The organism is Mesorhizobium sp. WSM3868 (assembly GCF_002294785.1).
GTDB lineage: Bacteria > Pseudomonadota > Alphaproteobacteria > Rhizobiales > Rhizobiaceae > Mesorhizobium.
This window is the reverse complement of the sequence record NZ_NSGB01000003.1, coordinates 45,678-70,949: the sequence shown is the minus strand read 5'-3', so window position 1 is coordinate 70,949 and position 25,272 is coordinate 45,678. Positions and strand designations below refer to the sequence as shown.

The following is a 25,272-nucleotide window of genomic DNA, read 5'->3' as shown; positions in this document are numbered from 1 at the left end:
AGCTTGACCGGTTAAGGTCGGGAGCCTGCCTTTGCGCTGGGCAAGTCTGGATTCGAGGACGATATGGCGATCAGCGAAACAATCCCGTCCGGCCTGGCGGCCAAGAACGGCCGCGACGTTTTCTTCGCGCTCGGCATCGTCGTCATCCTGGCGGTGCTGTTCCTGCCGATCCCGGCCTTCCTCATCGACATCGGCCTTGCCTTCTCGATCGCGCTCTCGGTGCTGATCCTGATGGTGGCGCTCTGGATCCAGCGGCCGCTGGATTTCTCCTCCTTCCCGACCGTGCTGCTCATCGCCACGATGCTCAGGCTCTCGCTCAACATCGCCACCACGCGCATGATCCTGTCGCATGGCAATGAGGGTACGCATGCCGCCGGTTACGTCATCTCGGGTTTCTCGAAGCTGGTGATGTCGAGCGACTTCGTCATCGGCCTCATCGTCTTCATGATCCTGATCGTGGTGAACTTCATCGTCATCACCAAGGGCGCCACCCGCATCGCCGAAGTCGGTGCGCGCTTCACCCTCGACGCCATCCCCGGCAAGCAGATGTCGATCGACGCCGACCTTTCCGCCGGAATGATCGACGAGAAGACGGCGCAGCTTCGCCGCCGCGAATTGGAAGAAGAATCCTCCTTCTTCGGCTCGATGGACGGCGCGTCGAAATTCGTGCGCGGCGACGCCATCGCCGGCCTCATCATCACCGCCATCAACATCGTCGGCGGCATCGCCATCGGCTATCTGCGCCACAGCATGGGCCTCGGCCAGGCGGCCGACGTCTTCATCAAGCTGTCGGTCGGCGACGGCCTCGTCACCCAGATCCCGGCCCTCATCGTCTCGCTCGCCGCCGGCATGCTCGTCTCCAAGGGCGGCACGCGGGGCTCCGCCAATCAGGCGGTGTTCGGCCAGCTCGGCGCGCATCCGCGCGCGCTCTATGTCGCGGCCTCGCTGCTCGTCATCCTCGGCCTTATGCCCGGTCTGCCGCTATTCCCGTTCTTTGCCCTTGCCGGCGCCATGGCCGGCCTCGGCTACGTCATCCCGCTGCGCCACAACCGCGCGCTGGCGGCAGCCGAAGCGCAGAAGAACAAGGAGAAGGCCGACAAGGTCGAGGAGGAGAAGAATTCGGTCAAGGCCTCGCTTGCGACTGCCGAGATCGAGCTGCTGATCGGCAAGCAGCTCTCGACCAGGCTGCTGGTCGCACATCAGGAGCTGGTGTTCCGCATGTCGAAGATGCGCAAGAAATTCGCCCAGCAATATGGGTTCGTGGTGCCGGAGGTGCGCGTTGCCGACGACTTCGCCATCCCGCCGAAGAGCTATCAGATCAAGGTCCACGGCACCGTCGTTGCCGAATACCAGATGCGCGTGGGCGAAATCATGGTGCTGCTTGGCACCCGCGGCGTGCCGGACATCCCCGGTGAGGAAATCCGCGAGCCGGCTTTCGGCATGCGCGCCTATTCGGTGCTGGAAACCTTCGCCGAAGATCTGAAGCGCGAGAACTACACCTTTGCCGACAACATGTCGGTGCTGCTCACCCACCTCTCCGAGGTGATCCGCAACAACCTGCCGCAGCTTCTGTCCTACAAGGACATGAAGGCGCTGCTCGAGCGGCTCGACCCCGAATACCGCAAGCTCGCCGACGAGATCTGCACCTCGCACATCTCCTATCCCGGCCTGCAGGCGGTGCTGAAGCTTCTGCTTGCCGAGCGCGTCTCGATCCGCAACCTGCACCTGATCATCGAAGCCATCGCCGAGATCGCGCCGCATGTGCGCCGCACCGAGCAGATCGTCGAGCATGTCCGCATCCGCATGGCGCAGCAGATCTGCGGCGATCTCTCCGAGGGCGGCATGCTCAAGGTGCTGCGCCTCGGCAACCGATGGGACCTCGCCTTTCACCAGAGCCTCAAGCGGGACGCCAAGGGCGAGGTGCGCGAGTTCGACATCGATCCGCGCCAGCTCGAGGAATTCGGCCAGGACGCCACCAAGGCGATCCGCAAGCATCTCGAAGCCGGCGAGCGCTTCGTGCTGGTCACCGCGCCGGACGCGCGGCCTTATGTGCGCATGATCATCGAGCGGCTGTTCACCACGCTGCCCGTGCTCAGCCACGTCGAGATCGCCAAGGGCGTCGAAATCAAGGTGCTCGGAACGATCTCGTGAACGCGCTTTCGCAAGGCGTCGTCATCGCCGCCTTCCTCGCCTTCTGCCGCATCGGCGCCTGTTTCATGCTGATGCCCGGCCTATCGAGCGCCCGCGTGCCTCTCCAGGTCCGGCTGTTCGTGTCGATCGCCGCCACCGGCGGCCTGCTCGCCTTCCTCTGGGACCGCATCTATCCCTATGTCGACCCGCGCCCGCAGGTTCTGGTGCCGATGATCGTTTCCGAGCTTCTGGTCGGCGGGCTGATCGGCGCCATGACCAGGCTCTATATGGAAGCGCTGCGGTTCATGGGCTCGGCCATCGCCATGATGATCGGCTATGGCGGCTCAGGCGGCCCGGCGATCGAGGAGCCGGAGCCGCAGGCTGCACTCGCCGCCATCATCTCGTTCTCGGCGCTGCTCCTGCTTTTCGTCTTCGACTTCGACCACGAGATCGTGCGCGCGCTGGTCGCCTCCTACACGGTTGCTCCGGTCAATGTATTCTTCAACCCGCAGGCGGCGCTGGTCGACGTCACCGACACGGTGTCGGACGCCTTCTTCCTGGTCATCCGGCTCGGCAGTCCCTTCGTCGCCTACGCCATTCTGGTCAATTTGACGATCGGCTTCGTCAACAAGCTGACGCCGCAGATCCCGGTGTACTTCATCTCGCTGCCCTTCGTCATCGCCGGCGGGCTGATCATCTTCTACTTTGCCATCGGCACCTTGCTGTCGTTGTTCGTCGACGGCTTTGTCGACCTGACGCTAGCGAGGTAGCCGCGATGGCCTCGCGCAAGGACAGACTGAAGAAGTTGGTCAAGGTGCAGGAGCAGTTGAAGGCGGTGCACGAAACCCGTCATGCCGGCTTCCTCTCCGCGGCCGCGGCGGCCGAATCGGAAGCAAAGGAACTCATCGGGCATTTCGACGCTGATAGCTCGCTGGCCGGCCTGTTCCCGGAACTTTACCATCGCCGGATTGCGAACGCGCTCGGCCAACAAAAACAGAATCTTGAAAGCGCCCGGGAGGAGGCGACGTTGATCGCCGCCGCGACCGCGCGGACCAACATGGTCGAGCGCGCCTATAGGGACGCTCGCCGCCGCGACGACCGCGAACGCTCAGACCGCGAGCGGCTGGACCTCATTGCCCAGAAGCGGGGACATGACTAGGGCAATCAGGAAAAGCATGAAACGGTTGGGCTCGGCGACTTCGCCGTGGCCTCCCGTCCGGACTTGCGTCAAACCAAGGAGATAGAGCGGTGGATCCGGCGGGCGGCGAGCGAGGCTGTCAGGTGCCGGTCGCCGTCGTGCCGACCGACTTGGCCGCCCCGATCCGCTCCCAACGCCTGCCATTGCCCTGCGCCTGCCGGGCGAAATAGTTGTAGGGCGTGCTGGACCAATCACGGACCGCGCTGGTGAGGTTGTCGAGCACCAGGTCGCCCTCGTTGGTGCGCACCGTCAGCACCGTGTGTCCCTCGCCGTGATAGCTTGCCACGGTCAACAGCAGCGCCGAGGCCGGCCAGCCGCGCTTCATCAGTTCGAGCTTCTTCAGTATCGCGATATCCTCGCAATCGCCGGACACGGTCGGCACGCGCCAGTCGTCGTTCTTGCCGACAACGGCTCGATCACTGACCTCGGTAATGCGTGAATTGACCGAAAGGTTGATCTCGTTCAATTGCGCGCTGAGCTGAGGCCGCAGGGCGACGACCTTTGTTCCGCCGGCCGTGCTGCAGAGGCTGGGTTGGCGGCTGCAGAACGAATAGAAGGCCGGCGGTGCGAACGCCTTGCCTTTGGTTTGCATCGCCGTTCCGGCTTGGGCGGCAAATGGGCTGGCAACCGACAGCAGAAATGCGATCAGCACGACATCGCTTTTCACGATCAACGTCTCCAAGGCGTGGTCTCGAGGATGAGGGGGCGGGGTTAATTAGTCGTTTTCAAAACCCCGAATTGCGCCGGCGGCGGGGCAACACCGTTAAAATATTAATACCTGCTAAAATAAGATTTGAGCGCTGCACTGCACCTCGCCGCCCCCGCAAGCCTGCCACAAGCTTGTTGCGTCATTGTGCAACGGACAAAACCGGTAAAAGGCAGTGCTTTCTTGGCGATTTCACCTCCCAGCGACATCGTGATGGACGTCGCCCGTGCGGCGGAGCCGGCCGACGTCGAGGCCGCGCGGGCAGCACTCGCGAGGCGGGCTGGCGGTGCCGGGGAGACCTTCTCGATCGACCAGACTGCCTCGGTCGAGGCGGGCTCGGTGCTCTCGCGCGCCGCTGCCGACAAGGCCGAGGCGGCAAATCCAGCCAAAAAGTTCCAGCGCTTCGAGGCGATGGTGCTGACCACTTTCATCCAGAACATGATGTCTAAGGACACCGAGGGCGTTTACGGCAAGGGTCTGGCCGGCGACATGTGGAAATCGCAGCTTGCCGAAAAGGTAGCCGATGTCATGGCCGCGCATGGCGGGATCGGCATCGCGAGATCGATGCTTGCCGACCATTATCTGGACGGCAAACACAAGGTGCCGGTCGGGCCCGTTGGGGGCGGACCGGAGAAAGCCGAGATCGACCAGCAGACCAGGCTTTCGACCTCCCTGGTCGACGAGCTCGAGCGTAAGGCCGCCCGGTCTATGACCGGTGACGACACAACCATAAAAACGGACATCAAGATCTAGGGACCTACATGGCCGACCAAACGGACCTTTCCAACCTGCCTGCACGAACCACCGCCGCGGAAGCACCGATCGCAGCTGCACGGCCTGGCAACCTCGCCGCCATCATTGGCCGGATCGAGGAGGCGGTGGACGAGGAGACGGCGGGTATCCGCAGCGGCACCAGCTACGACCTCAAGGCCTCGAATGCCCGCAAAAGCCGCTATCTCTACGAACTGACCCGCGCGCTGAAGGGCGCCAATGAGATCGAGTTCCTCGAGCAGCATCGCGAAGGGCTGGCGCGGTTGCGCCAGAAGCTGGCAAAGAACGAGGCGGCTATTCTTGCCCATCTCAATGCCGTCAACGAGATCGCCACGCTGTTGAAGAACGCCATCCAGCGCGCCGATGCCGACGGCACCTATTCGGCAGGCGAATTCGGATATGCCCGGGCTTGAACGAGATGACTGCGGAGCAAGGTAGGATCCGGTGATCAAATTCTTCGCCGCAGCGCTTTGGATCTGCGCCGTAACCCTCGGCGCGGTGTTTTATTCGTTCCAGGCGGCGGGCGAGCGCGGCGTCGGTGAGCCGCCGAAGCCGATGCTGGGCGGTCTCGACTACGTCAAGACCGACATCATTTCGGTACCGCTCGTCCGCGATGCCAAGATCGACGGCTATTTTCTCACCAAACTCGTCTACACGGTGGAGCCGGATCAGATAAAGAAACTGTCGATCCCGGCGCCGGCGATCATCACCGATCAGGTCTATTCCTACCTCTATTCCAATCCGCAGATCGATTTCACCAAGAAGGACACGATCGATCTCGAGGCTTTCCGCAAAGCGATCCGCGAGACCGTCAACGCCCGCGTCGGCGTCGAGCTGGTGCATGACGTGCTGATCGACCAGGTCAACTTCCTGTCCAAGGACGAAATCCGCGACAACGCCATCCGCCGCCGCAAGACAGCCGGCGAGACCGCGCAAGCGATGACCAAGCCGTTCCAGCCGGAGCATTGATCGGCTCTGGATCGACTTGGCACCGCCAGGGGTTCACATGCTTGTCCGGTGATGCGACATGCCGCATGGCGGCCACGTTGACGTAAACGTCAACCCGAAGCTATATGCGCCGGTGGCTGTCGCCGCGCTCCCGCGCGACGCGGCGCCTCGCCCAGCGGCCAAGGCCGGTGCGCGTCAAACGCAACCAAACGAGGAGAACCGCCATGGGCGTTCAGGAGATTGCCGACAAGATCAGGTCGCGCGTGGCAAGCGCCGGCTTCGAGCACTCGGTCAAGTTCGACACCGGCAGCGACGGCGTCATCGTTATCGACGGCGCGACCGTTTCGACCGCCGATGCCCCGACCGACTGCACGATCAAGCTCTCGCTCGACGATCTCGATTCACTGATCGCCGGCGATCTCAACCCGACCATGGCCTTCATGGCCGGCAAGCTGAAGGTCGAGGGCGACATGACGGTCGCCATGGCGCTCAGCCAGTTGCTCGGCTGATTGGCGTCGAGACGCAATTACCACGCGATTCGGCACCGCGCTTCTTTGAACGCGCGACGCCGCGACTGCGCCTCTCCGCGGTGTTCAGGCCACGAAGTCCAAGGCCTTGACCTTGCGGCCGGCGGCCTTGATCGTGCCCGCGGTCCCGTCGAGCGAGCCCTCCTTCAGCTCGAGCGCCAGCAGGCGGTGCCGCTCATAGGGACCAGGCATGGCGAGCGAGCCGGTGCGATCGGCCGAAAAACCGAACCGCCCGTAATATGGCGCATCCCCGACGAGCAGGATCGCGCCATGACCGAGCCGCGCGGCCTCGGCGGTCGCGTGCCGCATCAGCGCTGAGCCGATGCCGCCGCTCTTCAGGCCGGGCTCGACTGCCAGCGGCCCAAGCAGGAGCGCTGCCGGACCACCCTCGCCCAGCGTCACGTCCCACAGCCGAACCGTGCCGACGAGCGCGCCCGACGGGTCGCGCGCGACAAAGGCCAGGCCTTCCGACGGCCGGCGGCCACGCCGCAGTCTCTCGGACGACTTCTTCCTGCGCTTCGGCCCCATGGCGCGGTCGAGCAGCGCTTCGCGCGCCTGCATATCACCGATGCCTTCGGCAACGATGACGAAGCCCGGCGCAATCTCCCCCCTCGAGCGGGAGATGTCGCCAAAGGCGACAGAGGGGGTCGTTGCGCATGTAATACCGGCGCCCAGCGTGACGAGAAGCGGCGCTGGCGCTCCACGCGCGACGCCCCCCTCTGACCGCTGCACGGCCATCTCCCCCTCGAGGGGGAAGACCCGGCGCGCAGCGCCCTCGATGATGAAATCTGCAAAGTCCATTTCCGCGATCCTTCACGAGCGGAGATCTGTTCCACAAGCGAGCCCGGGCGGGCGATGTCACCCACGCCAGTTGATCTGAAGGCTCGCGCCTTCAGATCACGTAGGATCGGAGAGGCTCGAAGCCGTTGAAGGCGACCGACGAATAGGTGGTCGTGTAGGCGCCAGTACCTTCGATCAGCACCTCGTCGCCGATGGTGAGCGACAGAGGCAGGGGATAAGGCGTCTTCTCGTAGAGCACATCGGCCGAATCGCAGGTCGGGCCGGCGAGCACGCAGGGTGCGGTCTCCGATCCGTCGCGCGGCGTCACGATCGGATAGCGGATCGCCTCATCCATGGTTTCCGCTAGGCCGCCGAACTTGCCGATGTCGAGGAACACCCAGCGCACATTGTCATTGTCGGCCTTCTTCGAGATCAGCACGACTTCCGACTTGATGACGCCGGCATTGCCGACCATGCCGCGGCCCGGCTCGATGATCGTCTCGGGCAGCGCGTTGCCGAAATGCCTGCGCAGCGCCGAGAAGATCGCCTGGCCATAGGCCTGCGCCGCCGGTACGTCCTTCAGGTAACGGGTCGGGAAACCGCCGCCCATGTTGACCATTTTCAAGACGATGCCTTCCTCGGCGAGCGTGGCGAACACCTTCTTGGCATCGCCCAGCGCGCGGTCCCAGGCCGAGAGATCGGTCTGCTGCGAGCCGACATGGAACGACACGCCATAGGCGTCGAGGCCGAGGCTCTTGGCGTGACGCAGCACGTCGACGGCCATCGCCGGCACGCAGCCGAACTTGCGCGACAGCGGCCATTCGGCACCCTCGCCGTCGGTCAGCACGCGGCAGAACACGCGCGAGCCCGGAGCGGCGCGGGCAATCTTCTCGACCTCCTCGACGCAATCCACCGCGTAGAGGCGGATGCCGAGCTGGTAGGCGCGCGCAATGTCGCGCTCCTTCTTGATGGTGTTGCCGAAGGAAATGCGATCCGCCGGCGCGCCGGCATCCATCGCCATCTCGACCTCGGCAACCGATGCGGTGTCGAAGGACGAGCCCATCGCAGCAAGCAGGCGCAGGATCTCCGGCGCCGGGTTTGCTTTCACCGCATAGTAGATCTTGGAATCGGGCAACGCCTTCTCGAAGGCGCGGAAATTGTCGCGCACGACATCGAGGTCGACGACGAGGCAGGGACCGTTCGGACGTCGGGTGGCGAGAAAGTCAAGGATGCGCTGGGTGGCCATCGAGGTCTCTCCATCTGCGCCTTTCGGCGCGCACAAAGGCTGCGGGACGCGGGCGCTCGGCCTCGCGAACTCGCGGTGGACAAAGGCGGGACGGAAAATCCATGGAACCAGCCGGTGGAGACCCCGGAACCACGGATCGCCGTCTCGCGGCGGTGAACCTGGCCTTGCCCGGCCTCGGTTCGCTTTGTCTGCCTTGGCTTGGATGGGAGGACCCGTCCGCACTGCCGGCAATGAAGGTGTGCCTCTTCAGTAACCCCGGTCTTTGGACGACCGGCAGACACCAGAAAGGCCCGCACCGTCGTTGCTTCAAGGTGTCCTCGGTCTTGTGGTTGGCCACTGACCGACTGGAGGGGTTGGCTCCAGTTACCTTACCGATTGCCCTCACCATTCGAGGATCGGCGGACACCCACAGGCACGTGCGACTTTGGGCAAGCGCGATATAAGAGCGAAGGGTTTCACAATCAATAAAAATCGTCAGCGCCGGTTGTAAAAATTGCAGCATCGAACAATGTTTGTGGACCGTATTCGGAAATCGAACAATGCCAGGCACCCACGGCCCTCTCAACGCCTTCCTCGATCTGCGTCAAATGCCCGTGGCCAATGCGGAATTTGGCCCGTTGGCCGGCCTGCGCCTAGCCGTGAAGGACATCTATGACGTCGCCGGCTATCGCACCGGCTGCGGCAACCCGCGCAAGTTCGAACAGGCTCACGCCGCCTCGCGGACGGCCGAGGCTGTGCAGTTGATTCTCGATGCCGGTGCGCGATTCGTCGGCAAGACGCAAACCGACGAGCTCGCCTTCTCGCTGTTCGGCCAGAATTCGCATTTCCCGTTTCCGGTGAACGCAGCCGCTCCGGATCGCGTGACCGGCGGCTCCTCGTCAGGTTCGGCGGCAGCGGTCGCCGGCGGCCTTGCCGACATCGCCGTCGGCTCCGACACCGGCGGCTCGATCCGCGCGCCGGCGAGCTTCTGCGGGTTGATCGGGCTGCGCACCAGTCACGGCCGGGTATCGCTCGAGGGCGCCATGAAGCTCGCGCCGAGCTTCGACACCTTCGGCTGGTTCGCCGGCGACATAGAAGCTTACGAAATGGCCGGCAAGCTTCTGCTCGGACGCGATCCACACCAGCATCCGCTCAACCGTCCGCTGTCGATCGGCTGGCTCGATGCCTTTGTTTCCGGGCCGACGGAAGCCGCCGAATATGCGCGGATGAAGGCACAGGCAGCAGCCGTCCTCGGCGAGCCGACCGAAACCGAACACGCCTTCGCCTCCTCCCCGGATGATCTCTACTGGTGCTTTCGTCGGCTGCAGGCCTTTGAGGCCTGGCAGGTGCATGGCGGCTGGATTTCGGCAGGCGATCACGGGCTGGGTCCGGGTGTCGACGAGCGTTTCGGCTTCGGCCGCACGATCGATGCAAAGACGGTCGAAGCCGAAACGGCGCGTCGGGCAGCCTTCCGTTCCGAGTTCGGCAAGCTGCTCGGCAACGAAGGCTTTCTTGTTCTGCCGACGGTGCCGGGCGCAGCGCCACTTAAGACCAGCACGCCGGAGCAGTTCCAGGCCTATCGCGAAAGGGCGCTGCATCTTTTGTGCCTGGCCGGGTTGTCGGGCTTCCCGCAGATCACCTTGCCGCTCGGTTCCGTCGACGGCGCGCCCTTCGGCCTGTCGCTGCTCGGCCCTTTCGGCAGCGACGTCGCCCTGATAGGGCTCGGCCGCACGATTCTGGATGCGGCCCGAAAGGTCTGATCATGGATACATTGACCCGCATGCGCGCCTTCATCGACGTGGTCGAGGCCGAAGGCTTCTCGGCCGCCGCGCGCAAGATCGGCCGTTCCAAGGCGCTGCTGTCGAAATATGTGCGCGAGCTGGAGGACGAACTCGGCGCGCTGTTGTTGAACCGTACCACGCGGCAGTTCTCGCTGACCGAAGCCGGTCACACCTATTATCAGCGCGCCTCCGAAATCGTGCGCGAGGTCGACAGCCTGGCCGATGCCGTGCGCGAATCTTCCGGCGACGTGCGCGGCCGCATCAAGCTCTCGGCTGCGCGCACCTTCGCCGACGCGCCGATTGGCCAGTCGCTGATCGATTTTGCCAAGCAACATCCGGACATCGTTCTGGACATCCATCTCGACGACCGCTTCGTCGATCTGGTCGAGGAAGGCTTCGATGTCGCCGTGCGCATTTCTCGGCTGGAGAACTCGTCGCTGATCGCGCGGCGCCTCGGGCCGTTTTCCATCAAGCTCTGCGCGTCGCCGGACCTGCTCGCAAAGCATGGCACCCCGACCCGCCCGCAGGATCTTTCCAACATGCCCTGCATCGTCGACACCAACGGCCGCTCTTTAGCCAACTGGCGCTTCAAGGGAGACGGCGAGGATTCGGTGAGCGTCACCGTGTCGGGGCCGATCGAGGTCAACAGTCCGATGGCGGCGAGAGCAGCCGCCGTGTCGGGCCTGGGCTTCACCATCCTGCCGGATTTCATCGCTGCGCCCGAAGTCGCGTCGGGCAAGCTGGTGACGGTGCTCGACGACCGCATCCTATCGGGCAGCGGCATCTTCGCGGTCTATCCGCATCGCCGCTATTTGCCCGCCAAGGTCCGTGTCTTCGTCGATTTCCTGGTGCACTGGTTCAGGACGCGCGACGCTGCGTGAAGCACGTCCCCCGAAGGTGGGAACCGTTTTCGGCACAAGGACATGCGCAGAATCAGAGCCTAAAAGCGCATCGAGCGAATCTGGAAAGAGCGCAACGCTCTCCGAGAGCGCGTCCCAATTTCGCCCCCTTTCTGTTAACTCTCGGAGCCCACTCCCAAAGTCGATGGAATCGCGGCCCGGAATGCACCTGAAACGGCAAGCAATCGTACTGGCTTCGGCAATTGCGGCCACCTTTGCCGCGGTAGAGCCCGCCCAGGTGCACCCGCACGTCTTCGCCGAGGCTCGCCTCGACGTCATCCTCAGCGCGGATCACCAAAGTGTGACGGCGCTGCGCCACCTTTGGCGCTTCGACGATCTGTTTTCGAGTACAGTGATGATGGAGTTCGACAAGAACTCCGATCTGAAGCTTGACGACAAAGAGCTCAAGGAAGTGGCCGACACCGTCCATTCCTCGCTGGCCGAGTTCAACTATTTCCAGCTGGTCACGCAGGACGGCAAGGACGTGCCCATGGTCCCTCCGCCGCATCTGATGGCGAGCTTCGACAACGACCAGCTGATCATTCTGTTCGAGTCGCAGCCGAAGACGCCGATCAAGCTCGCCGGCAAGATCGACATCGGCGTCTACGATCCGACCTTCTACACGGCGATCGACTTCACCGACGACGCCAACCTCACCGTTGAGGGATTGCCCGCGAATTGCACCAAGAAGGTGATCCGTCCCGATCCGGACGAAGCGATCAAGGAAAACCAGAAGACCCTAACGGAAGCGTTCTTCAACGATCCGACGGGCACCGACATGAGCAAGATCTTCGCCACCAAGCTCGAACTGAACTGTCCGCCGGAAGGATAATCGGTGATGAAACCGTCGCTGCGCCTGGCGCTCGGCCTCGCGGCCGCCACTTTGGTCATGACGCATCTACCCGGCGTCGCTCATGCCCAGAGCTCGCTCGGCATCGGCACCAATGACGGCATGGCGCCGAGCACGACGGGTCCGTTCGCCCATATCCTGATGTGGATCAATCTCAGGCAGCAGGAATTCTACCATTCGCTGGCGGCCGCGATGAAAGCCATGCGCCAGGACGGCAGCAAGCTCTGGCTGCTGGTCGGCCTGTCCTTCGCCTACGGCATTTTCCACGCCGCCGGGCCCGGCCACGGCAAGGCGGTGATTTCATCCTACATGGTCGCCAACGAAGTGGCGCTGAAGCGCGGGATCATGCTGTCCTTCGTCTCGGCGCTGCTGCAGGGGCTGACCGCGGTCGTCGTCATGATGCTTGCCTATTTCGTGCTGCGCGGCACGGCGGTGTCGATGACCGACGCGGCATGGTTTCTTGAGATCTCCAGTTATGTGCTGGTGACGCTGTTCGGCGCCTGGCTACTGTGGCGCAAGGCGGGCCCGGCCATTCTTCGGCGGTTCGGCGCCGGTCCGGCCTACAGCCTGTCGGCGGCCCATGCCGGCCACTCGCGTGGCGGGCACTCGCATGCTCACGCGCATTCCCATGCCGGTCATTCCCACTCCCATTCGCATTCCGCGCATGCCCACTCGACGCACTCGCACGCGCATCACGACCATGATCATGCCGCGCATTCGCATGCGCACAGCGATGAGGCGACTGATCACAAGGCGCATGATCACGACCACGCGGCGCACGACCATGCTCATGCTGGGCAACATCACCACGGCCCGGGCGAAGTCTGCGACACCTGCGGCCATTCGCACGCGCCGGATCCGGCGCTGCTTTCGGGCGATCGCTTCGACTGGAAGACCGCCTGGTCGGCGGTGGCCGCCGTCGGCATCCGCCCCTGCTCCGGCGCGCTGATCGTGCTGAGCTTCGCGCTCCTCAACGGCCTCTGGCTCGGCGGCCTCCTCTCGGTGCTCGCCATGTCGATCGGCACCGCGATCACCGTCTCCGCGCTGGCGACGATCGCGGTGACGGCCAAGAACTGGGCTGTCTATTTCGCCGGCGACGGACGCATCGGCAACCGCATCCATTCGATCGTCGAGATCGGCGGCGCCGCCTTCATCTTCCTCGTTGGCCTGCTGCTCTTGTCGGCCAGCCTGACGGGCGGCGTCTGAAGCCGACCGAAACTGTCATCCGATCCTTCCGTCGAGTTCGTCCTCGATATGGGCGCGGATGATCTCGTCAAAATTCTTCTCGGCGACAAAACCCAGTTCCCGCGAGCGGCGCGCCTCGAAGCGCGTCGGCCAGCCTCTGACGATCGCCCAGATCGTTTCGTCGGGCTGCTCGCGGATCCGTTTGACCACCTCGGCGCCGGCTATGCGCCCGAGCGCTTCGATCTGCTCGCCAACCGTGACCGCCACGCCGGGCATGGTGAGATTGCGCCGCGGCCCGACCTTATCGCCATCGATTTCGGCCGCATGGATCAGGAAATTCACCGCCGATCGCGGGCTGGCATGCGTGTGCAGCACCGAGCGCGGCACCGGCAGGATCGCCTCCTGGCGGCTGAGCGGCTCGCGGATAATCCCTGAGAAGAAGCTCGACGCCGCCTTGTTCGGCCTGCCCGGCCGCACGCAGATGGTGGGCAACCGGATGCCGATGCCGTCGAAGAATCCGCGCCGTGAGTAGTCGGCAAGCAGCGCCTCACTGATCAGCTTCTGCGTGCCGTAGGAGGTGAGCGGCGTCGGATGGAACTCGTCCGGGATGACATCCGGGAACGGCGCGCCGAACACCGCGATCGACGAGGTGAAGACAAGGCGCGGCGCGAAGCCCGCCACCCGCACCGCGTCGAACAAAGCGCGTGTGCCGTCGAGATTGACACGGTAGCCGAGGTCGAAATTGGCCTCCGCCTCGCCGGAAACGATGCCGGCGAGATGGAAAATCACGTCCGGGCGGGAAGCAACGAGCTTGGCCGTCGCACCGGGCGTGGAAAGATCGCCGGTGTGGATCGAGACATCGACTCCGGCGAGCGTCGGCGCCTGCGGCGGCACGATATCATGCAGATCGAGCGCGGTTATTTTGCGCCCGCGCAGCACACCGTCCTTGGCCAGCCTTGCGATCAGCTTGCGGCCAACCATGCCGGCGGCGCCGGTAATCAGAACTCTCATCTCATAGACCCTTCTTGCGTTGGCTGCGTCCGCGCAGCCACAGGACGACGAACAGCCCCACCATGAAGAGCGCGGCGATGACGACCGCAAGGACCGTCGAGACCTTGCCGGCGGCCAGCATGATGGTCGGCAGGAAATAGGCGGCGAGGCCGAACAGGAGCAGTATCCAGGCCGCGGCGATCGCCGCGTTGCGCGTCTCGCGGTCCATTATTCACCCTTCGCTCCGAGGCAACTCAAAGGCATCGCCCGGCTCAGTGATAGTGGCGGCGATCGCGAGGCGCATCATGCGCATGGTCGTGATCATGGTGATGATCGTGCTCGTCATGGCTGTCGGCGCACAGGCCGAACTCGGGCTCCACCGTTGCATGATCGATCCCGTGCTTCGCCGCAAGCCGCTTCTTGATGGCGCTCACCGCAGCATGCGCATCGACGCCGTCATTCAGGCAGGCATGCAGCGTCGCCATGTTGCTGGTGCCGTCGAGCGACCAGACATGCATGTGATGCACCTCCCGCACGCCCTTGACCGCGGCTTCCAGATCCTTGGCGATGAGATCGCGGTCGAGGCTTGCCGGCACGCCTTCGAGCAGCACATGGGCGGCCTCGCGCATCAGCGACCACGCCGTCGACAGGATCAGCAGCGCCACCAGCACGGAGAGGATCGGATCGATTGGCGTCCAGCCGGTGGCGAGGATGATGAGGGCCGCAGCGATTGCCGCGGCCGAGCCAAGCAGGTCGCCCAGCACATGCAGTATGGCGCCGCGCATGTTGAGGCTCTCGCGGTCGCCGCCATGCAGCGCGAAGAAGGAGGCGACGTTGACCAGCAGGCCGGCGACCGCCACCACCAGCATCGGCCCGCCCAGCACCGGCGCCGGGTGCATCAGCCGCCCCCAGGCCTCGTAGACGATCCAAAGCGCGATGACGAAAATTGCGATGCCGTTGGTGTATGCGACCAGCGTCTTCACGCGAGCGAAGCCGTAGGTGAGACGCCCGGTGGCGGGACGTCCGGTGAGGTGGAAGGCATACCAGGCGAGACCGAGCGCGATCGCGTCCGCCAGCATATGGCCGGCATCCGCAAGCAGCGCCAGCGAGCCGGTGAGCAAGCCGCCGAGCGCCTCCGCGATCATGAAGCCCGCTGTCAGGCAGCCCGCGACGAGAACGCGCTTCTTGTCGGTCGACCCGTGCACGTGATCGGCGCCGTGCCTGTGGCCGTGTGAGCCGTGATCATGCGCCATCGCGCAACTCCTGCTACGCGCCGGACTCGGCGCGGAAATCCTCGAGCCGTCGCTTTTGGCGGCCCTCGCCATCGAAATTCGCCGGATCGAGCCAGGCCTCATAGGCCTTGCGCAGCGCCGGCCACTCCTTGTCGATGATCGAATACCACGCCGTATCGCGGTTTTCGCCCTTCACCACAAGATGCTGGCGGAAAATGCCTTCGAACTTGAAACCGAAACGTTCCGCCGCACGTTTCGACGGCTCGTTGCGGTTGTTGCATTTCCATTCGTAGCGGCGATAGCCGAGCTCGTCGAAGGCATATTTGGTGAACAGGAACTGTGCTTCGGTCGCCTGCGGCCTGCGCGAAATCAGCGGCCCCCAATAGATGTTGCCGATCTCGATGACGCCGTTGGCGGCATCAATCCGCATCAGCGTCTGACGTCCGGCGACCTTGCCGCTCGCCTTATCGATGACGGCGAAGAACAGCGGATCCTCGCTCGCCTCGACTTTGTCCAGCCATGGCTGGAAGGCGGCGCGGTTCTCGGGCGGATAGTCCGGCAGCCAGGCGAAGCGGCCACCGGCATCCGGCACCGACGACGCTTCAAAGAGCCCGTCGCCGTGCTTTGACGCGCTCAGCGGTTCGAGCCGGACATAGCGACCTTCCAGCGCCTTGCGTTCGGGGCGCGGGCGTGCCTGCCAATTCTTCAGATTTTCCGACACCGACCGCTCCAATCCGTTTGACTTTTCCTGGCGCACGCTCACAAAAACGCTCGCCCACAGAAAGAACCACAGGGACGGGAAAAATGCTCCACACCATCGCGGCCTTCGATCGTCTCGGCGAGGAAAATGCCTTTGCGGTGCTCGCGCGGGCAACGGCGCTTGCCCATCAGGGCCGCGACATCATCAACCTCGGCATCGGCCAGCCCGACTTCAAGACGCCGCAGCATATCGTCGAGGCGGCGATCAAGGCGCTGCGCGACGGCCACCACGGCTACACGCCTGCCAACGGCCTTCTGGCCACGCGCGAGGCGGTCGTGCGCCGAACGCTGACCACCACCGGGGTCGAAGTATCGCCCGAGAGCGTGATGATCTTGCCCGGCGGCAAGCCGACCATGTTCGCCGCGATCCTGATGTTCGGCGAGCCGGGGGCGGAGATTCTTTATCCCGATCCCGGCTTTCCGATTTATCGCTCGATGATCGAGTTCACGGGTGCTGCTCCAATCCCGGTGCCGATCCGCGAGGAGAACGGCTTTGCCTTCTCGGCGGAAGAGACGCTGGCGCTGATCACGCCGAAGACGAGGCTGCTGATCCTAAACTCGCCCGCCAATCCGACCGGCGGCGTGACCGCGCGGGACGAGATCGCCAAACTCGTGAAGGGCTTGGAGAAGCACCCTGAGGTCGCGATCCTCTCCGACGAAATCTACGATGTCATGACCTATGACGGCGAGACCCACTGCTCGCTGCTCAACTTTCCGGAACTCCGCGACAGGCTGATCGTGCTCAACGGCTGGTCCAAGACCTGGGCGATGACCGGCTGGCGCATGGGCTGGTCGATCTGGCCAAACGGCGAAAAGGGCGCCTATCTCTACGACAAGGTGCGCAAGCTTGCGGTCAACTGCTGGTCCTGCGTCAACGCGCCGAGCCAGTATGCCGGCATCGCCGCGATAGATGGCCCGCAGGACGATGTCGAAAAGATGATGCTCGCCTTCGACAACCGCAGGAAGATCGTGGTCGAAGGGCTGAACGCGCTCCCCGGCATTTCCTGCATCACGCCGAAGGGCGCCTTCTACGCCTTCCCCAATGTTTCGAAGACCGGCTGGAAGGCCAAGAAGCTTGCCTCGGCGCTGTTGGAGGATGCCGGCGTAGCGCTGATCGGCGGCCCCGATTTCGGCGTGCTCGGCGAAGGCTATGTCCGGCTTTCCTACGCCAATTCCGAGGAGAACATATTGCGCGCGCTGGAGCGGATCGAAGGGTTCTTGACGAAATAGAGCCTCAGCCCCCTCACCCGCGGCCGACGAACGGCATCTTCGTCGCCATCACCGTCATGAACAGCACATTGGCGTCGAGCGGCAGGCTCGCCATGTGAAGCACCGCGTCGGCGACGCGCTGGACATCCATCACCGCTTCGGCGGCGATGGAGCCGTTGGCCTGCGGCACGCCGACGGTCATCGCCTGCGCCATCTCGGTCAGCGCATTGCCGATGTCGATCTGGCCGCAGGCAATGTCATAGGGCCGGCCGTCGAGCGCCAGGGTCTTGGTCAGGCCGGTGATGGCATGCTTGGTCGCCGTGTAGGGCGCTGAGCCCGGCCGCGGCGCATAGGCCGACACCGAGCCATTGTTGATGATGCGCCCACCCATCGGCTTTTGCCGGCGCATGACGCCGAAGGCGGCACGGGCGCATAGGAACGAGCCGGTCAGGTTGACGCCGACGACATCGTTCCAGACCTCGACCGGGATCTCGTCGATCAGCGTCGACTTGTAGCCCATGCCGGCATTGTTGAAGAGCAGGTCGACGCGCCCGAACGCCTCCACCACTGTCTCGAACATGTCGTCGACTTCGCCGGCCTTGCTGATGTCGCATGCAACGGCAAGCGCCCTGGCGCTGGTCTTCCCGGCCTCGGCGATCGCCTCCTCGAGCAGCGTCTTGCGGCGGCCGCAGAACACGGTGTTCCAGCCTGCCTTGAGCAGCGTGGTGGCGACGCTCTTGCCGATGCCGGTGCCCGCGCCGGTTACGATGGCTGTTTTCTCTGTCATGGCGGTCATCGTCCTCGCTCCCCGTCACTGCTGGAAGAAGACGTGGCATCGCAAATGACAGAGGGCGTGGCAAGCGGCTATTGTCGGCAAGAAAGCGGAGCCGACAAAAAGGGCGGTCATTGGCGACCGCCCCTCATCTGAACCGCGCTTGGGAGGAGGATAAGCCGGTCCGACTGGTTAGAATGATGCGCTTGCTGGGTTAACGAAAGATTAACGGCCAGCAGCACGTCCCATGCCCGTTTACCAACCGGCAATTTGCTGGCGCGGATCGGGCGCGGTTCAAGCCGGCGCCTTCGCCGCCGAGACCGTCGCCTCGACATGGTCGACCAGCGCGTCCGGCAGGCCGAGGCGGCCGGCTAGCAGGTCGAGATAGCCGCGCTCCGTGCGGGTGTCGGGATCGATGGTAAGGCGCGAGGCGGTGTAGAGCTCAACCTTCTGCGCATCGGTCTTGGCGCCGGTGATCAGGACGTCGAGATCGAGCGGGCGTTCAAGCTCATCCAGCAGAAATTTTTCCGCTTCGGCACCGATGCCGGCGAGCTTGAGCTTGTCGGCGATTTTCTGCCGCTCCTCGTCATCGACATGACCGTCCGCCTTGGCTGCGGAGATCATCGCCCGCACCAGGGTCAGCGTGAATTCGGCCTCGCCCTGCGGCGCCTGCGAGGGATGGAAGGCGGTGTCCTTGGGCGGCGGCAGCAACTCGGGCTCGCCGGCCACGGGTTCTTGTGCCGGCACATTGCCGGCCTTGTAGTTCTGGTAGGCCTTGTAGGCGAGGCCGCCAATGGCTGCCAGGCCGCCGAGCTTCATGGCAGCGCCCGTCACCTGTCGACCGGGGCCGGTGCCGAGCAGCACCGCCGCCAGCGCGCCGGCGGCGAGCGGATTGTCCTTCGCCATCTGCACCGCCTGCCCCGCCTTGTCGCGAACGGTCGATCCCGTGCCGGGAATTTGCGAGCCGAAAAGGTCGTCGAGCAGCTTCTTGGGGTCGAGCATCAATGCCTCCAGAATTGGCCCGGCCGAATGCGCCCGGGCGGGGTTTCGGATCGGCAAGACGTAGGCCCCGCGCATTGACATTACAATGAACGGGCGGATGATTTGACGAAACCTGGGCTGCTCAGCTTCCGATGTGGCGCTTGGCGCCCCGCGCATGCGCGAGTTCCACCTGGCGATGGCGCTCGGCGTAGCGCGCGCGGTCCTCGTCCGAGCGCGCTTCGAAGCAACGCGGGCATGAGACGCCGACCGTATATTTCGGCGAGAGCCGGTCCTCGACGGTGAGCGGATGGCGGCAGGCGCGGCAGAGTTCGGCTTCGCCCTCGGCCAGGCCATGCGACACCGATACCCGCTCGTCGAAGACGAAGCATTCGCCCTGCCATAGGCTCTCTTCGGCCGGCACCTCTGCGAGATATTTCAGGATGCCGCCCTTGAGATGGAAGACCTGCCTGAAGCCCAGCGACTTCACGTAAGCGGTCGCCTTCTCGCAGCGAATGCCGCCGGTGCAGAACATCGCCACCTTGCGGCCTTCGAGCTCCTCGCGGTGCTCTTCGACCCAGGCCGGGAACTCGCGAAAGCTGGCGGTCTTGGGATCGACCGCGCCCTTGAAGGTGCCGATCGACACCTCGTAGGCGTTGCGCGTGTCGATGACCAACGTGTCGGCGTCCGAGATCAGCGCGTTCCAATCGACTGGCGCGACATAGGTGCCGGCGCTGCTCGCCGGATCGAGATCGTCGACGCCCATGGTGACGATCTCGCGCTTCAGCCGCACCTTCATGCGATGGAACGGCATGTCAGCAGCAATGCTGTATTTCACTTCCAGGTCGGCAAGCGCTTCGATCGCCTCTAGGTGATCGATAAGCGCGGCGATCGCTGCCTCGCTGCCGGCGACCGTGCCGTTGATGCCCTCATGCGCCAAAAGCAGAGTGCCCTTGATGCCGCGTCCGCAGCAGAAGGCGGCGAGCGGCGCGCGCAGCGCTTGGTAATTGTCGAGCCGCGCAAACTTGTAGAGCGCGGCAACGCGGACCGGCTGAGTTTCCTTGGTTGTTGTCATGCCCATGCCACTAGACCGTGCTGAAAGCCGTTTCAAGGCGGAGCGGACGGGCCGCGTGACATTGCGACACGCCCGCCTTCGTGGACTCGGAATACCCCTTCTGCTAATCGGTTGAAATCGACCGAAACGGAGAGACAAGCCAATGACCAGCAAGACCGAAAAGCTCCTGTCGCTCCTCAACGGCCAGCCGGTCATCCCGGTGCTCAAGATCGCCAATGTCGCCGACGCCGTGCCGCTCGCCCGCGCTCTGTCGCGCGGCGGCTTGAGGGCGATCGAGATCACGCTGCGCACCGCCGATGCGCTGGAAGCGATCCGCCGCGTCGCGGCCGAAGTCGAGGATGCGGTTGTCGGTGCCGGCACCATTCTCGATGCCAAGCAGTTCGACGAGGCGGCACGCGCCGGCTCGAAATTCATCGTCAGCCCCGGCATTACGGGCCAGCTTCTCGACGCGGCCAAGGACAGCCCCGTGCCGCTGCTGCCCGGCGCCATCACCCCCGGGGAGATCATGGCTGCGCGCGAAGCCGGCCTGCGCTTCCTGAAATTCTTCCCGGCCGAACAGTCGGGCGGCATCGCATCGCTGAAGGCCTTCGCCTCGCCGCTCGCCGACGTGAAATTCTGCCCGACCGGCGGCATAACGGCCAAGAACGCCGCCGACTATCTGAGCCTCCCCAACGTCATCTGCGTCGGCGGCTCGTGGGTGGCGCCCGACGAATTCATCAAGGCCGGCAAATGGGATGAGATCGAAGCCCTGGCGCGCGAGGCGAGCAAGCTCGCCTAACGCAATTCCAGGAAGAGTGGGCACCGGTTCTTCCGTGCGGATCGTGTAAAGAACACCTGGAGCGGTTCAGCGGTCTATCAAACGCTGAACCGCTCCAGGGCTGGACATGCGGTCAGTGGCAGACCTTGACCTTCTCGACGACCTTGCGGTGGTGAACCCAATGGGTGACCACCTTGGTTCTGCAGTGATGCTTGCCGGTCTTGACGATAACGGTTTCGGCCTGCGTTGGAGCCACGGCAGCCGATGCCGCGGCCAAAGCGAGAACTGACGCCAATAGAATCTTCTTCATGAATATCCCCAGTTTGGAACGAACGCATCCTAACCCGAAAAAGCGCGGCCCGTTCCGGTCTCACGAGAAGTTTAAGCGTGCGTGATGGCATGCCGGTGCGGGCCGAAAACCAGCCGCCGGCTGGTTCCCGCTCATGGATTCGAACCACGATTCACGCCTTCAAAGGGCGCTGTCCTACCGTTAGACGAAGCGGGAAAAGACCACGCGGGAAACCCGCGCCGTTCAAACTATGCCGCCGTGATAAAAAGCAAAAGCCGCGCTGTTGTTCAACGCGGCTGTTGCGGCACTGGCAGGCTCGTTATTTCGTCTGGAAGCGGGCGACCGAAAGGAACTTCACCGCGTTGCCGGTGAACCGGCTGGCGTCCGGCAATTGCGCATCCGTCTGGAAGCCGGCCGTGTAGACCTCGCTCGGCGGCGTGTGCACGATATTGTAGGCATAGCGCGGTGCCGTGGTCGGATCGGAAACGGTGGCGATGTTGTCGCCGCTGCCCAGCGCCCAGCGCGCTGCCTGCGGCGGCGTTGCCACCACCATTGCCTTCGGGCCGGGCTTCAGGTCGTTGGCGGACGCCCTGGCCTCCTTGCGCGTCGTCTTCACGCCGGCGCCGATCGCCTGCGCCGGATCGGTGCCGGCGGGGCGTGCGGCAATGGCTTGACGCGGCGAAGCTGCATCGAGACCCGACGGATCGTTGAATGCCGAGCGTGGCTCCGGCGCAGTCAGCGAAGCGACTTCGTATTCGGCCCCACTCGAGCCGGCCACGGTGGTCGCGCTGGCCTGCTCGAGCACCGCTTTGATCTCATCCGGCTTGCCCGTGTCGGGCCTCGCGGTCGGCAGCACCGAGAAGGCATCGGTCGCGCTCTTGTCCTGCGAGGCGGTTTCCGCCAGCGCCAGAAGCACGCCCTTGTCCTTGGGCGCAAGTTCCCTCGGCAGATCGGGCCGCCTCGTCGGCAGCGGAACATTGTTGAACGCCCCCTGCGCGGGATCGGCTGCGGCCTGCGCCGCGCCGGCGGCCATGCCGAACGGTACGTTGGCCGGAGCATGCGCCGTCGCCACCGCCTGCTCAGCCGTGGCCGAGGCGTCCGCCACGGCGAACGGCACGTTTTCAGCCGTCTGCTGGCCGACATCGGCCTTGGGCCTCGGCGCGAAGGCGGGCAGAGGAACCTCCTTCGGCGGCAGCGCGGCAATGATGGTTTCGGGCGTGTCCTGCTGCGGTTGCGAATCGTCCGAGCTGTCATCGGCGATCTGCGGGATGTTGGCGCGCTTGGCATCCTGCGGCGAGACGATCGCGATGCCCGGCAGGCTGCCGCTGTTGCCGCTCTTGGCGGCCGCCACCTGCTTCACAGCTTTCGGCTGGGGTGCGGGTTGGGCGCTCGCGACATCGGCGCTGTCGTCGGCCTCGTCGTCGCCGCCGCCGAACCAGGCCGCAAACAGTCCGCCGGACCGCTTGGTCGAGCCGCCGGCGCTGGCCAGCTCGATATTGGGGGTGCCGGCGCCCTTGCGCGCCTTGTAGGCGGCCAGAGCCTGCTCATAGCCAGGCAGCGGCCGGCCGTCGCTCGGCACGTGCAGCGTCTTGCCGTTCGGGAACAGGCTGACCAGTTCCTGACGGCTGATACCCGGCCAGTGGCGGACATTGCCGACATCCATGTGGACGAACGGAGAACCGGAATTCGGATAGTAGCCGACGCCGCCGCCCTGCATCTTGAGGCCGATGTTGCGCAGCTTCTTCAGCGGCACGCCGGGGATGTAGAAGTCCATCGCCTTGCCAAGCATGTGCTGGCTTTTCTCGGCGACACCGCGGCTGCGGCTGCGCAGCATCGAATTGGTAGATGGCGAGCGATAGCCGCAGACGACCTGGATGTAGTCGGTCGCTCCGCTCTGCCGGTAGGCCTCCCACACCAGATCGAGCAGCCGCGGATCCATCTTGGTCGGCTCGTTGCGGCGCCAGTCGCGCAGGATGATGTTGATCTTGCGCAGGCCTTCGGGAACGTAGCGGCCGTTACGCTTGTAGACGATCTCGGCCTTTTCGTGTGTGTGCAGGTGATAGAGCTTCAGCGAACGGACTTCGGCTTTCGCGCCAGAGGCGGCTGCCGAAAGGAACCCTACGGCCAAAATCACAAACGTCAGCCACCGTGGCCAGACGCTCATGTGAAAATGCCGCCCGTTCGTGTGTCGTTCGACTTGGTTCAAATCAAAAGGCCTTGCAGGCTGCCGTTTGTCCCCGGATTTGCCCAAACGGATGCGTGGTTCTCACATCCGAATATCGATCCTAATGGTTAATCATCGCTTATTGGAGCCGAAATGCGGTAACACCGTGGCGATATCCCGTCAAAAATGATGCACCACGTTTCGTGGTAAATCGCTGGTTTAGATCGAGAATTCGGCTTTGGCCCAAACACAATCTGTTACCGATTGCGTTAAATGCGTGATCGCGAACACGCAAGCGACTGAAAAAGCGCCTTCAGAAACGAAAAAGCGACGATTTAAGTCGGAGTATAAACCGGTAGGCTGGGCTGGGCTTGCGTCTCAAGAGGCAAGTCGATCAAGCCGACCCGCTTCGGGGTCAATGCCATATTCCTTCAACTTGCGGTAGAGCGTAGAGCGCCCGATGCCGAGGCGGCGCGCCACCTCGCTCATCTGGCCGTTATAGTGGTCGATCGCAAGCTTGATCATCTCGAACTCGACATCGGCCAGCGCCCGCACATTGCCGCGCTCGTCCAAGGCCCTCAGCGTGCCGAATCGCGGCTGCAGCCGCGCCGGCGCCTCGGCCTCGTGCGAGCCTGACGCCACTCCGCCGGAGGCGGCCTGATCGCCCGACTGCAGCTCGTCCGCGACCGGTGCCACGGCAGGCGCGGGCTCGGCATCGAGCTTCACCGTGCCTTCGACCTGCGCGCGGATTTGCGGGAATTCCTCTTCGGTCAGCAACTCGCCTTCGGCGAGCACCGACGCCCTGAACACCGCATTTTCGAGCTGGCGGATGTTGCCCGGCCAATCGTAGGCCTGCAGCATCGCCAGCGCTTTGGCCGATATGCCGGTGAGACGATGACGCGGATCGGCCGGCGCCACCTTCTCCATGAAATGCCTGACCAGATGGGGGATGTCCTCGCGCCGGTCGCGCAGCGGCGGCACGAAGATCGGATAGACGTTCAGGCGATAAAATAGGTCCTCGCGGAATTTGCCGTCCTTGACCTGCTGCAAAAGATTCCGATGCGTCGCCGAGATCAGCCGGATGTCGACCTTGACGGTCGAACGGCCGCCGACCGGGTCGACCTCGCCCTCCTGCACGGCGCGCAGCAGCTTGACCTGGACGTCGAGCGGCAGGTCGCCGATCTCGTCCAGGAACAGCGTGCCCGAATGCGCCTCGACGAATTTGCCGGTGTGCTTGTCCGTGGCGCCGGTGAAGGAACCCTTCTCATGGCCGAACAGGATCGATTCCACCAGATTGTCGGGGATGGCGCCGCAATTGACGGTAACGAAGGGTTTCGAGCGGCGGTCGCCGCTGCCCTGGATGGCGCGCGCCACCAATTCCTTGCCCACGCCCGATTCACCTTCGATAAGGATCGGAATATTGGAGGCCGCCGCCTTTTGCCCGAGCCGGATCACCCGGTCCATCGCCGGGCTGCGGGTGATCAGATCCTTGAAGGTGAGATGGCCGCCGCGACGCCGCGACGAGCGCTTCACCTCGTCCTCGACCGCTTCCACCTTCAAAGCATTGGAAATCGAGGTCTGCAGCCGGTCGGGCGAGGCCGGCTTGACGACGAAATCGAAAGCGCCGTGGCGCATGGCCGAGACAACGGTTTCGATGCCGCCCTGCGCGGTCTGCACGATGACCGGGAGATTGATGGCGCGCTCGCGCATCGCCTTCAGCACGCCGATGCCGTCGAGACCGGGCATGACCAGGTCGAGGATGACGACCGACACATCGCGCGCGTTCGGTCCGTCCAGCACATCGAGGCCCGCCTCGCCGCCGTCGGTGACGATGGCGCTGTGGCCGAATTTCGTCACCGCCGCCTCGAGCAGCCTGCGCTGCACGGGATCGTCATCGACTATGAGTACGGAACCTGTCATGACTCTTTGAATTATCCGCCCGATAAATCCCCATGGATCATCTTGGCACAGGGTTCTAAATAAGGTTTCAAAAAACCCGGTGAACGAATTCCTTAGGATTTGACCGGCTTCTCCTTTCCCGTTGATT

The 25,272-nt window shown here is 64.1% G+C and carries 26 protein-coding genes and 1 tRNA gene; 13 read left to right on the top strand and 14 right to left on the bottom strand.

The features are described from left to right. Positions 1-63 precede the first annotated feature (63 nt). From flhA to CK221_RS06545, 3 genes are read left to right on the top strand one after another with little or no spacing between them, the layout of a single operon-like run. Positions 64-2,151 carry a flagellar biosynthesis protein FlhA gene (gene flhA / locus CK221_RS06555; protein ID WP_095777145.1) on the top strand — a complete coding sequence of 696 codons (2,088 nt, stop codon included), beginning with the start codon at positions 64-66 and terminating at the stop codon, positions 2,149-2,151. Next, complete coding sequence (gene fliR / locus CK221_RS06550) at positions 2,148-2,900, top strand: flagellar biosynthetic protein FliR (RefSeq protein ID WP_067326000.1); 753 nt, start codon at positions 2,148-2,150, stop codon at positions 2,898-2,900. The genes flhA and fliR overlap by 4 nt, the downstream gene beginning before the upstream one ends. Before the next feature lie 5 nt (positions 2,901-2,905). Next, entirely contained in the window at positions 2,906-3,289 is a 384-nt protein-coding gene (locus CK221_RS06545; RefSeq protein ID WP_095777144.1) for a hypothetical protein, read from the top strand. Between the two features lie 118 nt (positions 3,290-3,407). Here the strand turns inward: CK221_RS06545 and CK221_RS06540 are convergent, their stop codons facing one another. Further along, on the bottom strand, positions 3,408-3,995 hold the full coding sequence (locus CK221_RS06540; RefSeq protein WP_245418651.1) for a transglutaminase-like cysteine peptidase: 588 nt from the start codon (positions 3,993-3,995) through the stop codon (positions 3,408-3,410). A 222-nt stretch (positions 3,996-4,217) separates the two neighbouring features. Here CK221_RS06540 and CK221_RS06535 point away from each other — a divergent pair, with 222 nt between their 5' ends. The 4 genes from CK221_RS06535 (at position 4,218) to CK221_RS06520 (ending at position 6,262) form a co-directional block, all read left to right on the top strand. Then, complete coding sequence (locus CK221_RS06535) at positions 4,218-4,787, top strand: rod-binding protein (protein ID WP_245430581.1); 570 nt, start codon at positions 4,218-4,220, stop codon at positions 4,785-4,787. An 8-nt stretch (positions 4,788-4,795) separates the two neighbouring features. After that, on the top strand, positions 4,796-5,218 hold the full coding sequence (locus CK221_RS06530) for a hypothetical protein (RefSeq protein WP_095777142.1): 423 nt from the start codon (positions 4,796-4,798) through the stop codon (positions 5,216-5,218). Between the two features lie 31 nt (positions 5,219-5,249). After that, positions 5,250-5,774 (top strand): hypothetical protein, encoded by a 525-nt coding sequence (locus CK221_RS06525; protein ID WP_095777141.1) that lies wholly within the window; start codon positions 5,250-5,252, stop codon positions 5,772-5,774. A 203-nt stretch (positions 5,775-5,977) separates the two neighbouring features. After that, entirely contained in the window at positions 5,978-6,262 is a 285-nt protein-coding gene (locus tag CK221_RS06520) for an SCP2 sterol-binding domain-containing protein (RefSeq protein ID WP_067002744.1), read from the top strand. Between the two features lie 84 nt (positions 6,263-6,346). Here CK221_RS06520 and CK221_RS06515 read toward each other — a convergent pair whose 3' ends face one another. Together CK221_RS06515 and odc2 are read right to left on the bottom strand one after the other, a co-directional pair. Continuing rightward, positions 6,347-6,841, bottom strand: a complete 495-nt coding sequence (locus tag CK221_RS06515; RefSeq protein WP_095777359.1) for an N-acetyltransferase — start codon at positions 6,839-6,841, stop codon at positions 6,347-6,349. Positions 6,842-7,172: 331 nt separating this feature from the next. Further along, the gene (gene odc2 / locus CK221_RS06510; protein WP_067002471.1) at positions 7,173-8,306 is read right to left on the bottom strand and encodes an ornithine/lysine decarboxylase; all 1,134 of its coding nucleotides are present in this window, start codon (positions 8,304-8,306) and stop codon (positions 7,173-7,175) included. 539 nt (positions 8,307-8,845) lie between these two features. Between odc2 and CK221_RS06505 the strand changes: the two genes are divergently transcribed. The 4 genes from CK221_RS06505 to CK221_RS06490 all read left to right on the top strand — a co-directional run bounded on the left by CK221_RS06505 (position 8,846) and on the right by CK221_RS06490 (position 13,021). Next, the gene (locus CK221_RS06505) at positions 8,846-10,045 is read left to right on the top strand and encodes an amidase (RefSeq protein ID WP_095777140.1); all 1,200 of its coding nucleotides are present in this window, start codon (positions 8,846-8,848) and stop codon (positions 10,043-10,045) included. A 2-nt stretch (positions 10,046-10,047) separates the two neighbouring features. After that, on the top strand, positions 10,048-10,947 hold the full coding sequence (locus CK221_RS06500; protein WP_067002475.1) for a LysR family transcriptional regulator: 900 nt from the start codon (positions 10,048-10,050) through the stop codon (positions 10,945-10,947). 181 nt (positions 10,948-11,128) lie between these two features. Beyond that, entirely contained in the window at positions 11,129-11,797 is a 669-nt protein-coding gene (locus tag CK221_RS06495) for a DUF1007 family protein (protein ID WP_095777358.1), read from the top strand. Positions 11,798-11,803: 6 nt separating this feature from the next. Next, complete coding sequence (locus tag CK221_RS06490; RefSeq protein ID WP_095777139.1) at positions 11,804-13,021, top strand: nickel/cobalt transporter; 1,218 nt, start codon at positions 11,804-11,806, stop codon at positions 13,019-13,021. 15 nt (positions 13,022-13,036) lie between these two features. On the opposite strand, the gene denD is transcribed toward CK221_RS06490, so the two are convergent. The 4 genes from denD to CK221_RS06470 are packed head-to-tail and all read right to left on the bottom strand — an operon-like array spanning position 13,037 to position 15,943. After that, the gene (gene denD, locus CK221_RS06485) at positions 13,037-14,011 is read right to left on the bottom strand and encodes a D-erythronate dehydrogenase (protein WP_095777138.1); all 975 of its coding nucleotides are present in this window, start codon (positions 14,009-14,011) and stop codon (positions 13,037-13,039) included. A gap of 1 nt (position 14,012) precedes the next feature. Continuing rightward, positions 14,013-14,219, bottom strand: a complete 207-nt coding sequence (locus CK221_RS06480; protein ID WP_095777137.1) for a hypothetical protein — start codon at positions 14,217-14,219, stop codon at positions 14,013-14,015. A 43-nt stretch (positions 14,220-14,262) separates the two neighbouring features. Beyond that, the gene (locus CK221_RS06475; RefSeq protein WP_095777136.1) at positions 14,263-15,243 is read right to left on the bottom strand and encodes a cation diffusion facilitator family transporter; all 981 of its coding nucleotides are present in this window, start codon (positions 15,241-15,243) and stop codon (positions 14,263-14,265) included. A gap of 13 nt (positions 15,244-15,256) precedes the next feature. Then, complete coding sequence (locus tag CK221_RS06470; RefSeq protein ID WP_095777357.1) at positions 15,257-15,943, bottom strand: GNAT family protein; 687 nt, start codon at positions 15,941-15,943, stop codon at positions 15,257-15,259. An 83-nt stretch (positions 15,944-16,026) separates the two neighbouring features. On the opposite strand from CK221_RS06470, the gene CK221_RS06465 reads away from it, so the two are divergent. Then, positions 16,027-17,211, top strand: a complete 1,185-nt coding sequence (locus CK221_RS06465) for a pyridoxal phosphate-dependent aminotransferase (RefSeq protein WP_095777135.1) — start codon at positions 16,027-16,029, stop codon at positions 17,209-17,211. 13 nt (positions 17,212-17,224) lie between these two features. Here the strand turns inward: CK221_RS06465 and CK221_RS06460 are convergent, their stop codons facing one another. The 3 genes from CK221_RS06460 to CK221_RS06450 all read right to left on the bottom strand — a co-directional run bounded on the left by CK221_RS06460 (position 17,225) and on the right by CK221_RS06450 (position 20,015). Beyond that, positions 17,225-17,977, bottom strand: coding sequence for an SDR family oxidoreductase (locus tag CK221_RS06460; RefSeq protein WP_082953977.1), 753 nt, complete (start codon positions 17,975-17,977; stop codon positions 17,225-17,227). Positions 17,978-18,256: 279 nt separating this feature from the next. Then, a complete protein-coding gene (locus CK221_RS06455; RefSeq protein ID WP_067002750.1) occupies positions 18,257-18,964 on the bottom strand; it encodes a tellurite resistance TerB family protein in 708 nt (235 codons plus the stop codon). 121 nt (positions 18,965-19,085) lie between these two features. After that, positions 19,086-20,015, bottom strand: coding sequence for a rhodanese-related sulfurtransferase (locus CK221_RS06450; RefSeq protein ID WP_095777356.1), 930 nt, complete (start codon positions 20,013-20,015; stop codon positions 19,086-19,088). Between the two features lie 142 nt (positions 20,016-20,157). On the opposite strand from CK221_RS06450, the gene CK221_RS06445 reads away from it, so the two are divergent. Continuing rightward, positions 20,158-20,793 carry a 2-dehydro-3-deoxy-phosphogluconate aldolase gene (locus CK221_RS06445; protein ID WP_067002491.1) on the top strand — a complete coding sequence of 212 codons (636 nt, stop codon included), beginning with the start codon at positions 20,158-20,160 and terminating at the stop codon, positions 20,791-20,793. 112 nt (positions 20,794-20,905) lie between these two features. On the opposite strand, the gene CK221_RS30160 is transcribed toward CK221_RS06445, so the two are convergent. The 4 genes from CK221_RS30160 to CK221_RS06425 form a co-directional block, all read right to left on the bottom strand. Next, a complete protein-coding gene (locus CK221_RS30160; protein ID WP_082980697.1) occupies positions 20,906-21,082 on the bottom strand; it encodes a hypothetical protein in 177 nt (58 codons plus the stop codon). A gap of 121 nt (positions 21,083-21,203) precedes the next feature. Next, positions 21,204-21,277 (bottom strand) — tRNA-Gln (locus CK221_RS06435). Between the two features lie 103 nt (positions 21,278-21,380). Beyond that, positions 21,381-23,225 carry a DUF882 domain-containing protein gene (locus CK221_RS06430; RefSeq protein ID WP_095777134.1) on the bottom strand — a complete coding sequence of 615 codons (1,845 nt, stop codon included), beginning with the start codon at positions 23,223-23,225 and terminating at the stop codon, positions 21,381-21,383. 378 nt (positions 23,226-23,603) lie between these two features. Then, positions 23,604-25,145 (bottom strand): sigma-54 dependent transcriptional regulator, encoded by a 1,542-nt coding sequence (locus tag CK221_RS06425; RefSeq protein ID WP_067002495.1) that lies wholly within the window; start codon positions 25,143-25,145, stop codon positions 23,604-23,606. Positions 25,146-25,272 lie beyond the last annotated feature (127 nt).